This is a genomic window from bacterium (genome assembly GCA_020444065.1).
In the GTDB taxonomy this organism is placed as follows: domain Bacteria; phylum Sumerlaeota; class Sumerlaeia; order SLMS01; family JAHLLQ01; genus JAHLLQ01.
Genome location: JAHLLQ010000002.1, coordinates 807,782 through 820,153 on the forward strand (window position 1 = coordinate 807,782; position 12,372 = coordinate 820,153).

Consider the following 12,372-nt stretch of genomic DNA (forward strand, 5'->3'; position numbering starts at 1 on the left):
TGCCTCAATCGCACGGATCATTCACGGTGCCGCCGCCACCGCCGCCGCCACCGCCGCCTTGCGCCCAGACTCTACCGCCTCCGGCGCCCGTCGGGCAGTCGCACTTGGTGTACTTGCACATGCAATCGTACATGTCCTTCAGGCCGAGACCGGTCAGGGCCTTGCAGCACGGCGTCACTCCGGAGTCGCCGGTGATTGCGCCGGCCAACTCGCACAGGCAGCCGCTGCCTGGGACGCCACCGCCCTGGAGCGATTCCTTCGCGCACGTCAGCGCTGGATGATCCGGAAGCAGCAACGAAGCGAGGTCGCCCAGAGACGTCGGAATCTTCGGGATAATCTTACAGAGGACACTCAGTTTGACAGAACCGTACACGGTTGCCGTACCACCGCAGAGATCGGCACCGGCCGTGATTGGAATTTCGGGATCGAAGTCGCACTTTTCGAAGATATCGCAGACAATCTGGAAGAGATCCCCGATCGTTCCGCGGTGTCCCTTGTCCATCATGTCGGCTAGGGCCGTACGGCGAGTCGGCGCTTCTTCCGGATAGGGCGTCACGATACGGAACGGAACCTGGATCGCATCGCGAGCAGGAATGTCGCCCAACTCCGTGACGAGCGGTTCCACTCGGAAGTCCGAGGTTTCGATCACCGGGAACTGTGCATCGCGCATCGCGATCAGGCCCTTGTTGGCGATGATCAGGTTATTGTGCATCGATGTTCCGGCGACCGGCATCAGCTCGAGATGGGGCGGATCCAGAACCATCACCGGTGCGAGTACATCTGTCTCGAATGTTGCATCGATCACGATCTCGTAGCGATCCTCGATGGTGATCGGCGTCACCGTGAAGCCAACCGTTACGAAGTCCTTGCGCATCAGCAGATGCAGTTCGGTCAGCTCGCCGGTCTTGATCGTGACAGTTCCGATCTCCACCTGATAGCCGCTGCCACCGATCGTGTAATCGAAGTCGCCCGGGGGAAGCCCTTCGAAGAACAGAAGGCCGTCGGCATCGGTCACGCCGCTCAGACGAAGGGGCGTCGGACCCGCTGGATTGGCTTCCTGGATCAGGACTTCAAGGCCTTCAATGGGCTCTTCCGTGGCAAGCAGCGTTCCGCAGCGAACCAGCAGATCGCCACTATCGGTGCCGATCACGCGAATCGACATGTAGACGTCGAACGGTGCGAGGTTATCGCTCTCGATACGAACCGTTTCGGAGTAAATGCCGGGCGTGACGCTGGAATCGGGCAGCAGTGTCATTGGAATTTCGCGGCTTGCGCCGGCGGCAATATCGCCCAGCACCGGATCGATCGACAAATCGATCCAAGAACGAGTCGGCGGAGTCACGCGCGCATTCAGCAGCGGCTCCGTCCCCACATTCGAAATCTCGGTCGTCGCGACGGTGACTTCATCGACGATGGCGCCGGTTTCGATATAGGACGGATCGGCCGAGAGCACCGGACCGCCGACATACGTTTCGACGTCCAGAGTCAACTCCGCCTGGCTGCCGTGATTGCCTTGCGCCAGCAGAATCAACTGCGTGTTTGTCGGGCTGTTCGTTGTCGCATCGATGGTGACCGAGATATTCGATGTCCGGCCCGCCCCGATCGTTGCGGGGTAGGAGTTGACTGTCGCGGTCAAGTCGGCGCTTTGCCCCGCGGGAAGGAACTCTACGGATGTCAGCGTCTGCAAGTCTTCGCCAAGATTCTTCAGCGAGACGTTGAACGGGAACGTCGAATTACGCGGCATCGTCACTGTCAAATCCGGCGGCTGGAAACGTAGTCCGGAAATGATGAACGTGTCCTGTGCAGGCCGGTCTTCAACGTCGGGATGGACGCCCCAGATTGTGTAGTTGCCTGCCTCGGTCGTGAACGGGCGGAATGTGTAGATGAAGTTTCCGTACACGTCCGTCTTCGCGTACTCGAAGCGATCGAAGCCCTTGACGTTAATGCCGATCTTCACATTCACGCCGGGCTCAGGATTCAATGAGACGGGATCGTACGCATTGCCGAAGATTCGGACTTCCGAGCCGGAAGCGTAGTACTCGAACTCGGCTGCAACGTTCGCCAGATAAGGTGGCGAGGTGATGGTCGCGCCGAGGGCTGCTTCCGTGCCCGGCACGGTCTGCTCGGTGGCAGAATCGATATCGTAGTAGAATGTCGGCACGGTCGCCAGCAGCAGCACTTCGTCCGGCGCATCGAGCGGAACGAGGACACTGATCGGCTCCGTCAGGAACGATTCACCGGGTGCGATCGTCGCGAACGATTTGTTAGCGCCAAACTGCGCGCCGCCGGTGGGCGCGGACTGGTCGAGGTAACTCTCCGTCAGCAGGTTGCCCAAGGTATCATACAGGCCGACGATGACGTCGGAATGTCCGCTGTCGCGCTGCGTGATGACCTGGCGATCGAGAGGACCAGGGTTCGTGATGCGCACCGAAACATCGACAGGGACGCCTCGAACCATGGGATCGGCGAAGAGCTCAATTTCCTGGCCTCCGGATATCTGTGAAACCGTCTTTGTCTCGTGGAAGAAGACCTCGGCGTATTCCTGGGGCAGGAGTTGTTCGACGATGAACGCAATGTCGCGGTCTGTGAAGCCGGCACGATCGATAGCCAGAACCGTCGTTGCCGATGTCGATCCGTTGGCCGGCAAGACCGCGTTCGGAATCATAGCGGGATCGGTCGTTGTAGGCGAGGGATTGGCGAGGCGCATATCGAACGCCACATTCGTCTCCGAATTGCTTCCGCTCAATGCACCGTAATCGACGCTCTGGAACGTGCCTCGCACGATGGAGTCGACGCTCTGACCGACGAACGGATGCAGAGCTAACACCTGCGTGTGGCGCTCGAAGAGGATCGAATCCGAGGGGCCGATGGCCTGGACGGTGTAAGTCGCGCCATCAGCGGCGGAGTACGAGTTGTCTGTCCACAGGAGATCCGGCGCGGTCGGGAGCAACGTACCGATGACAACGCCATCGCGGCGCACGTCGTAACGTTCGAGATTCGGGTAGGGGGCTTCCGTCCAGGCGACATCGGCCGACCCGTCGGTGGGGTAGACGTCGACCGTCGTCTGGAGCAGCGAGTCCGGCACGGTGACGGTGACGCTCGTGTCGCCCCCAATCGTGATTCCCACCCCATCGAAGGAAGCGCGTCCACTGATCGCCACCGACCCCAGATGATCCAGGGACGGAGTCACCGTGTACTGGAACGTCACGGGATGGATATCTTCGCCTTCGAACAGACCCCACCGAATATCCGTAGCTGTAATCAGGCCGCCACTTGTCGGTGCGGATGCAGACCATCCAGTCGGGAGGTCTTCCTCCACGGCCATTGCCACGGGAGAAGACGGCGGGTCCGTCGGGACGACCGAGATCGTCACGTCGTAGGGCGTCAGCGCGACCATCTCCGCGGGCAGATCCCGCGTGGCCGTTCCGCCGCCCTGCGCGAAGCACAGGCCTGCAACGCCGACGAAGAGCGCCATAAATGCGGCCACTCGCCGCGAGAGGCTGGAGCGCGATATTGTCGCTACCCGATTCACGGGAATCCCTTCGGCCGGTTTATTCGGCGACCAAGTCTGCGTAAATCGTGTTCAGGTTCTCATACGTGCCAAAATCGCTGCCGCCGTTGAACACGACTGCGGCTTCGATCTGACCATTTTCAACATTCAGAGCCAGCGTGCCGTTGCGAGTCGTCTGGGGCGCAATCACGCGGACCTGACGGCCTTCGGCGATATTCTCTGCACGCACCACGACCGTGAACGGCTCCACCAGAGTCGCGGGAAGAACTAGAGGCTTGTAGACATCCGGATTTGTCGGATCCCACTCGGGGAAGTCGACGACCACTGCGTTGTTGTCGATCAGGCGATCGATGAAGAGCCGCGGCTCGCCGGTGTTGGCTTCAAAGAAAACAGGGTCGGGTTCGCCAAAGGTCACATTGCCTGTGAAAGTGCCGTTGCCACTCAGGAGGTAGGATTCCACGCGAATCGGTCCGTAGGTCAACTGGCCGCTGAAGCCGCCCTGACCGCTCTGGGTCCACAGGCGACCCTCCATAACGACTTCGCTGGAGACCACCCGGATACTGCCCGGGCCGCCGCCGGCATTGAAGTTCACAGTATTGTTTGCGCCGATCGCCCGGACCAGGCCCGTGGCGCTGACCGTAATGACCTGATCTGCTGCAAGAACGACCGCGCCGCCACCGCCGGAGGCGTATAGGCCCGTGCCCTGCTGATCTCCGCCGCCGCCAATCGGGGGCTGAACGATCGATGAGCCGACATAGTAGCTCGACGATGGGCCCATCGCGTAGGCGCCATTCGGCGAGCCGTCGAATCCGCCTGGAGCGCCGGCGCCGGAATCGAATCCGCCCTGGTAAGAGCCATCGGCATTGATTTCACCATCAATGTTCATGGTCGTCTGGGAGAGGATGTGAATCGGCGGATTGTATGTTGCCGAGGTCAGGCGATCACGTCGCAACACGACCTGAATGTCGGATGGAATGTTGACTTCCGTGAAGTTGAAGATTCCGTTGCGGGCGTCGAAGGAACGGCCACCCGGGATCGAGAAGATCTCCGGGCGGAGTGCAACGATTCCATCGCCGTCTTCATCCCACGGCGTCGCACCCTTCACGGGATTGAACGTCCCATCGGAGCCATCGCTTCCGGAATCAATGGCCGGGGCCGAGGCGGCCACCGCCATCAGCATCACCAGCATCGAGATTAGTTTGCGCCACGTCATGACGAACCTTCCTTTTCCGGTCTATTGCCCGCTGGGCTTCAGGGTGCCGGCACCTCGCGGTAGAAATGCGCAACAGGTGCCACGGATTCATCAAGCTCCACTTGCCGGTAGAAGTGCACGGCGGGAGCAACAACTTCTTGGGATTCGACTTGCCGGTAGAAATGCACGGCCGGAGCGACGACTTCCTGATTCTCCGGGATCTGGCGATAGAAGTGTACCGCCGGTGCAACAACTTCAGTCCTGCGCTCTGCGCGAAAGAAGTGGACCACTGGTGCAGAAACGCCCGCATCGCAGGAGACGGGAATATAATTGGCCGCCGCCTGGTCCCATCGATAACATCCGCCATTCTGTTCGATGTAACTGGCGTTCGTTAAAGCATCAAGAAGGCCTTCTTCACCCGCATGCCAGCGAGCCTCGAAGGCCAGCACTTCGCTCCGCGTAATCACGCCATCGTAGTCCGTGTCGGCTGGATGCACATTACCACTGCCCCCACCGGCAAGAACGGCGAGAGTTAAGAACGCACCAACCGCCATGGCTTTCGGAAGCCAATTCATCCTCGGCGGTCCAATCCCCAAAAATATCGTCTGATCTCCATTACTGTGTCACCATAGGCACAGCCAAAAGCCGGCGCCAACCAAAATCGGACAAAAAAACAAACTTCCCGCAGCGGCGAATCTGGCCAATGAAATCCCGGGCTTCGCCAGCATTGCGCAAAGCCCGGGAGTTGACGGAAGGACCTGATTCGGTGACCTATTCGGCTTGGAGGATTCTCCAGTCGTCGACAGAGGCAGGCACGTTCACTGTGATATTGAATGTCGCCGAGATCGGGCTGCCCGATCCGCTGTCGCAACCAAACTCAAAGGAGTCCGGATCCAACCCCGCGCCATCGTTTGTGTAGCTGACCAGCCCCGCGTTGATGTCGGCCTGCGTGAATGTATCGGGGGCACGCCGCGGCAGGAGTTCCGTCCCATCGACGGTCAACGATCCATGGACCGGGAACGCCGTCACGGTATAAATGACCTCATCAGCAGGATTATCATCGATGGCAGCGAGGTAGGAATCCGTGATGACAGCCGATCCGCCGCGTTCGCAGGACAGCGGATTATTCGTTGTCAGCACCGGGGGATCATTCACCGGATTGACCGTAATGGTGAACGTGTTGCCTCCGATCCAGCCGGAGTCGGCATCTTGATAGGAGAAGTCGAAATCGTCCGCGGTTGTATCCGAGCTGTCGTGTTCGTACTCGAGCAATCCGTCGGAAACATCCTGCTGGGTGAAGCTATCAGTGACGTTCAGCGCGACGGCGTTTCGCCGCAAGGTTCCGAACTGAGGCAATGTGTCGACGCGGAATGAGACCGCCCAATCGCCTGTTGCTTCCAGATTCACCGTGCCCAGCGTCTCCAGTCCGCCTTCATCGATTGTCAGCGAATCGGCGACAAGGACCGGGGCATCGCCGTCGGCAATCACAGACAGCGTGCAGGTCGTTGCGTTTGTCGATTCAACAAAGCCATCGTCGACCTTCCAACGGACGATTGACTCGTAATCGCTGGTGCGGTTCTCGGGCGCATACACGAAGCGCATTCCCGAATCCGTGAGCGCCGTTTCGATCGCTGTGATTTCCGCACCGCGGACGGGGCCGGGCGCGGCGAGTTGATAGAGTCGCCCTTCTCCCGCGTTCGGAAGCTGCGTAATCACCGCGGCCAGCGTATCGCCATCCGCATCGAATCCGAACAGCGTCACTGTCGTGTCCGCATCTTCGCTCGTTGTGGCTGCGACCTCGGAGTTGACTCCCATCGCCTCAGACGGACTGTAGATATAGGCCTCACCTTCCAGAGTGCCATCATTGCCGTTGCCGGTCAGATCCGGCGTGACCTTCGTGATATCGGCCTCATTTAACTGCCAGTAGCCGACAAGATTGGATTCGTCGCCGTTGAGCTCATGATACATGTCGGCAGCGATCTGAGGGCCGGTACGTTGAGCATCCCAGACGCGTACCTCGTCGATCAGGCCATTGAATACGTTGCTCAAGGCGGCATTGGCCCCAATGTGCGCGGCCGCCACTCCGACATCGCCGCCGGTCGGCGGATCGGTGTAACTGAGCGTACCCGCCGAAACGCCATTCACGAATGCCTCGTAGGTCATCGCCGTGGCGTCGCGGACGACGGCCACGTGGGTCCATTGATCGACCGGGATGTTCGTTTCAAAGTCCAGAATGACATCGGCTCCAGCCACTCCGCCGTTTTCGTGATAGACCCCGATATCGCCTGTGTCGCGAATCCGCATGGCGTACAGGTAATTATCGCCCTCTCCGCTTCCTGGACCTCCCCAGTTAATGATGTGCTGCGTTGGCTCGGAGATCGTGTTTGGGTAAACCCACGCTTCCAGAGTAATGTCGCCTGAGATCTGCAATGCCGCATTCGCAGCGAGGCTGACGGACTCATTGTCACCGTCGAGTGCCACAGCGCTGTTTGCGGCGTACTCGGCGGCGATGGGAGCCGTGTTGTAGCCCGTTCCACTGATAGAAATGGTCTTGATGGCCTCGTCCAGATCATTGCTGACGATCGTCAGTAGAGCCGATCTGTCCCCGAGTGAATCCGGATCGAATGAAATCTCGATCGCGCGAGCCGTCGACGGAGCAAGCAACGCGTCTCCGGTGTCTGACGAAATCGAGAATTCGGAATCTCCGGTCAGTACGACACTCGCGATGGTCAGGTTCACGCTGCCCTGGTTGAAGATGAAGATCTCGCGCGTGGCAGCCCCCTGATTGATCGGGACGTTGCCGAACATCGCGTTGGACGGTTGCACGTCGATGTCTTGAGTGGGGCTTCCCTCGTAGAAGAAGGGATAGCTGCGATTCTCGTGTATCGACCAGACAGTCGAGAAATCCCATGGCGGATCGAACGTCGCCTGCTGCTTCATTTCGGCAGTGGTCATGCCCGTCCCCGAGGAAGATGTTGGCTGGCCAGATGATTCCATATCCCAGAAGCAGGAGGAAGCCGTGCCCCCAACCGTGTAGCCTTCGAAGCCTCCTACCAGCGCGTTTCCCGTCACGTATCCGGCACTGTAGCAGGCGCCTACTGTCCCGAAATACCACGAAGAGCCGACGAAACCGCCGGCCCCGACCTCGCCGGAGACGGTGGCAAGACTGTAGCAGTTCATGATTGTTGCGAATGGCATGTTGATGGCCGCAAAACCGCCAGCATTCACGGGAGCGGAAACCAGACCGTTGCTGTAGCACTCCTGGATTGTGCCTCCCATGGAATTCAGACCAACCAATCCACCGGCAGATTCCAATGTCGCGATGACGACGGCATCGCTGTGGCAATCCTGCACATTCAGAGCATTCCCGCCAATCAGGCCGCCGACGCTTTGCTCTCCCGTGGCGGCTCCGGCCGTGTCGCAATTCGTGATCGTGCCGGCATTTACGCCGGCGAGGATGCCGACGTATTGCTCGCCGGTGACGGCAGCCCCGACTATGCGAACGTTGGAGATCGCCGCTGCGGCATCGACAGAACCAATCAATCCTACGGTCTCGGATGTCGGCCAATCGATCCAGAGGCCTGTGATGATGTAATCCTGGCCATCCAGAGATCCCGTGAAGGGCGTTGCCGTCGATCCAACGCAATCGAATCCGCCGCCGCCGTTCCATCCGAGCGTTGCCGTGGCATCGATGTGATTGCCCAGTTCATAGGCCGCGGCGAGATCATCGCTCATCTCCTGAAGCTGTCCGACGTCTGTGATGACGTAAGGATCTCCGACGGTTCCCAGTCCGGAACCTGAGAATGCATTTGTGCTGCTGGGAAAGGCAAAAACCACTGCGGCAACAAGTGCCGCCATCAGTGCTCTGAGTTTCATGGTCCTCCTCCAAGGAAAACGAAGAGTTGCGCTGGACGATCCCCCTCCCGTTTATCCCTTGAGGATCATCTCGCGAAATGCGGGGTATTTGAACTCATGAACGGCAGCACGGGCGGAGCGAATGGTCAACCCGTTTCATTGCCTGGGGACGGAGTCACCACGTGTCCCTATTGGAGCCAGATTCGGTAAGCTTCGCCATTCCAAAGAAGGGTAATGAGATCGCCCTTGGAGGTGTCCGGATCGCTCATGCCCGTCACGCGATACTTCGAGAGTTCCTCGACCAGGAAGGTAAGCCCCTCCTCGCCATCCGGAGGAGCCAGCTTGACGACCTCCTCAAGCGGCGTATCCAGAACCCCATTCGGCCCCACGGAGACCAGGACTGCCCATTGCCCATCCGACGACACTGCCGAGCGGGGGAGGTAGCCTCGAGCCCAGCACCCGAGCTCAGCAGAAGCTGAATGATAGTAGTAGCCCCATCTCCGCTCATCATCTGCGTGCCCGGGATCTCTTGAAAATGGATCCAGCGCACGGCCCTTGAATCGGATTCCCCGTCCGGTTTCTTCGGCCGACTTGGAGATACGCAATCGCATTGCCAGAATAGCCGGATCGAGCTTCGTCGGATCGCTGGGATCAGCCGGGTAGCGGCCATCGGCCTCATAGCGCGCATTCAGCTCTGATGCGAGTTCGCTCGAGACATCCAACCAGCAATCCCAGGAGGCCCGAATCCCTGGAGGTCTCCCGAACCAGAAGAGAATCGCCGCGATCACTACGGCAACAGCGATGGCCGCCTCGATCGCACCGCGTCGCGGAATTCGAAGCTTCCGGCGTGAAGGATCCGCCACCTCTTGGGCCTCCAGTCTAAAACGGAGCAATGCTGCTTTCAGATTCCCATTGGCTTTGGTTGTGAACAAGTGGAAAAGCCATTGATTCCGTTCAATTATGCCAGAGAAGATTGCTTTTCATCGCATACACTTGGTGTCGTATATGCTGCACGTATTACCCCCTGTTCCCCTTGAAGTTCTGCTGCGTTGTCTTTGCGCAATGATCTTGTTTCTGACGGGCTGGGTGGGATGCGCATTGTGGTCTGCTCGACTTCTCGGGGGACGCTCTCCCGATCTCGCAATTGGAGGAGGTTTCGCGCTCTGGGCAGGACTGATCATCAGTTCGGGACTGCTGCTCCCGCCTCTCGGTGCATTCAGTCAAATCGCATTCATCGTCTTGCCGTTGGGAATTGCCGCCTCGGGGTTCGCCGTTGCCAGGAGCTTGCCCTGGCGGCGCTGGCGACTACTGATTCTTGAAGAGTCAAGTGCCGATTTCTCTCTTCCGTTTGCTCTTGCACTGGGCTTGTTTACCGTCTTGGCGGTTGTCTCAATCCACCTTCGCTATCCTGTGCCCAACTGGGATGCGATTTCTTACCATCAACCCATCAGCCTCCTGTTCTTGCAGGAGGGACGCTTCTGGCAATTGCCGGGCATGTATGGACACATCAACACCTTCCCCAAGAATGGCGAAATCACAGCCGCATGGCTTATTCCTGTCAGCCAATGGCTGCCGATGTTGAACCTGTTGGCCCTATTCGCATGGGCAGCAGCCATTGCCGCGGGTACGTATACCCTTCGGAGGCTGAATCTATGCCCCCGTATCGCTTTTCTCCTGATGATTCTGAGCATCGCGGCGCCGCCAGTTCTATTGGCTTTGACACGGCATGCTGGAGACTGCGACCTGATTCAGGCGGCACTCCTATTGGTGGCCCTTGCTCTAATTCTCGACATTTGGATGATTTCGAAACCGCCCGATGTAGGGCGCATTGCGACAGCTCTAATTGCGATCTGTCTATGTCCCGGCGTCAAAGCCAGTGGTTTCATTTTGGGCGGAATTGCAGCGATCGGGCTGCTCGGTACAATTGCAATCCGCAAGTGCGGGCTGAAGACAATAATGGCGACCACGGCGGGCGGTTTGGCTCTGGTTCTTGCCTTCTCATCCTATTGGCTTTTTATTAACTACAGCCGTTACGACAATCCCGTGCACCCTGTCACGATGGCTTTCGCAGGGCACACGATCTTCCAGGGAGATTACACCTTGGAAGAGTACATCGGTACGGCCGAGCAATTGGAGGGGCGGACCGGTCTGGGTGCATTGGCAAAGAGCTTATTCGCGACGAATGTACCGGCAGTCATATGGGGAGAACGCATAGGCGGATGGGGCTGGCACGCCGCATATCTTGCGATACCAATCTGGCTCATTGCGCTTCCTGTCTCGATGATTCGGAGGAGATGGCGCCTTTCCGCCGCCATGCTTCTCGTGACGAGTTGGCTGTTCGCGATTCCAGCCAATTGGTGGGCGCGCTTCGATCTTGTCTTCTTTCTGATGCTGCCGCTTTCCCTGGCAGCGCTCTGGCTGAGCAGCGAAGGAAGGCGTGGACGGATCTGGAACAACACTCTGCTCGCGGTTTGGATCTTATCCGCGCTTGGGACCGGGGTTGCTGCGGCGAGAGACCTGTGGCAATTCACGATCGCCCAGAACATGCAGCAGGTAGCCAATGATCGCGGCCGGAGATATCCCGTCCAGCAAGACGCGCTTGGACAGATGCCGGAGCACCGTCGTGCCCTGTACGAGTGGGCGATCGAAACGATTCCGCCCGATGCCACTCTGACATACGATCTAGGGGAAGGTGGCGATCATCTGGCGCTCATGTGGAGGCCTGAGATCGACACGATTGTGCGCAATCTGGAATGGCCCGACACGCTGGCACCAGACACCGACTATCTCCTGATCAGTCGGCTGGAATTGCGGCAATACCTCGAATTGTCAGACTCTGCAGGACTCCCGGATGGATTCGATTGGGCTGGTCGTCCGTGGCGGCAAGTCTATGGAGATGAGCGATTTGTGGCGTTTGTTCCAACGTTTTGACGTCCTCCCCAAAACTGACGATCTCCACCACCGCTCATGCCGCCGACGCCACTAACACAGTCCAAATCGGTGAACCCGGCTCCGAAATGCCTTGAATCGCCCCTCCGCGTCGTACAGCGTTTTCTCTCGGACATGCGGTTCATCAAAACCCAGTGGACGGACCCATCGGGCCCGCCCGTGCCGAGGAGACGCCTGTGGCCGTTAAGATCGTCGATCACCCCCTGATTACACACAAACTCAGCATCATCCGCGACGCCGAAACCAGCACCAAGAAGTTTCGCGAAATCGTCTCGGAGATTACGCTCCTGCTGACCTACGAAGCGACCTGGGACCTTCCCATGGTGGAGTGCGAGATCGATACGCCAATCTGCAGGATGAAGACTCGCACGCTTGAAAACGGTCGATTTGTGATCACGCCGATCCTGCGCGCCGGGCTCGGAATGGTCCAGGGAATGCTGAACATCTTTCCGCTGGCAAAGGTCGCACATATCGGTCTGCAGCGCGATGAGGAAACGGCACTGCCGCGGACTTATTACTACAATATCCCACCCGATCTGAGTGGCTCGACCGTGCTGGTGGTGGATCCGATGCTTGCGACCGCGGGGAGCATGAGCGCGGCCGTTGACCTTATTAAGAAGAGTCGGCCGCAGGAGATTAAGGCGATCTGCCTTCTGGCCGCTCCGGAAGGCGCCGCTCGCATGGAGCGCGATCATCCCGACGTCAACGTTTACGTCGGCGCCATGGACGAGCGACTGAACGAGAAGGCCTACATCGTGCCGGGCCTTGGCGACGCAGGAGATCGGATTTTCGGCACGTTGTAGCGGTGTCTTTCTTGCTAGCCATATTCTGCATTCCAAATATCGCACGAAACCATCCAGTCGCC

7 protein-coding genes are annotated in these 12,372 nt (G+C 58.9%); 2 read left to right on the plus strand and 5 right to left on the minus strand.

Going from position 1 to position 12,372, the window contains the following annotated elements:
* Positions 1 to 4: 4 nt before the first annotated feature.
* The 5 genes from KQI84_07735 to KQI84_07755 form a co-directional block, all read right to left on the minus strand.
* On the minus strand, positions 5 to 3,532 hold the full coding sequence (locus KQI84_07735) for a hypothetical protein (GenBank protein MCB2154763.1): 3,528 nt from the start codon (positions 3,530 to 3,532) through the stop codon (positions 5 to 7).
* Between the two features lie 19 nt (positions 3,533 to 3,551).
* Entirely contained in the window at positions 3,552 to 4,724 is a 1,173-nt protein-coding gene (locus KQI84_07740) for a hypothetical protein (protein ID MCB2154764.1), read from the minus strand.
* 38 nt (positions 4,725 to 4,762) lie between these two features.
* A complete protein-coding gene (locus tag KQI84_07745) occupies positions 4,763 to 5,278 on the minus strand; it encodes a hypothetical protein (GenBank protein MCB2154765.1) in 516 nt (171 codons plus the stop codon).
* Between the two features lie 196 nt (positions 5,279 to 5,474).
* Positions 5,475 to 8,579, minus strand: coding sequence for a choice-of-anchor D domain-containing protein (locus tag KQI84_07750; protein ID MCB2154766.1), 3,105 nt, complete (start codon positions 8,577 to 8,579; stop codon positions 5,475 to 5,477).
* 167 nt (positions 8,580 to 8,746) lie between these two features.
* Positions 8,747 to 9,421, minus strand: a complete 675-nt coding sequence (locus tag KQI84_07755) for a hypothetical protein (protein MCB2154767.1) — start codon at positions 9,419 to 9,421, stop codon at positions 8,747 to 8,749.
* A 199-nt stretch (positions 9,422 to 9,620) separates the two neighbouring features.
* Here KQI84_07755 and KQI84_07760 point away from each other — a divergent pair, with 199 nt between their 5' ends.
* Both KQI84_07760 and upp read left to right on the plus strand, forming a co-directional pair.
* Complete coding sequence (locus KQI84_07760; GenBank protein ID MCB2154768.1) at positions 9,621 to 11,489, plus strand: hypothetical protein; 1,869 nt, start codon at positions 9,621 to 9,623, stop codon at positions 11,487 to 11,489.
* Between the two features lie 194 nt (positions 11,490 to 11,683).
* Positions 11,684 to 12,310, plus strand: coding sequence for a uracil phosphoribosyltransferase (gene upp, locus KQI84_07765; protein ID MCB2154769.1), 627 nt, complete (start codon positions 11,684 to 11,686; stop codon positions 12,308 to 12,310).
* Positions 12,311 to 12,372 lie beyond the last annotated feature (62 nt).

Excerpts from the sequence above, each read along its gene's own strand:
- KQI84_07740 (MCB2154764.1), bottom strand. The coding sequence starts at position 4,724 with ATGACGTGGCGCAAACTAATCTCGATGCTGGTGATGCTGATGGCGGTG.
- KQI84_07760 (MCB2154768.1), top strand. The coding sequence starts at position 9,621 with ATGATCTTGTTTCTGACGGGCTGGGTGGGATGCGCATTGTGGTCTGCT.
- KQI84_07745 (MCB2154765.1), bottom strand. The coding sequence starts at position 5,278 with ATGAATTGGCTTCCGAAAGCCATGGCGGTTGGTGCGTTCTTAACTCTC.
- KQI84_07750 (MCB2154766.1), bottom strand. The coding sequence starts at position 8,579 with ATGAAACTCAGAGCACTGATGGCGGCACTTGTTGCCGCAGTGGTTTTT.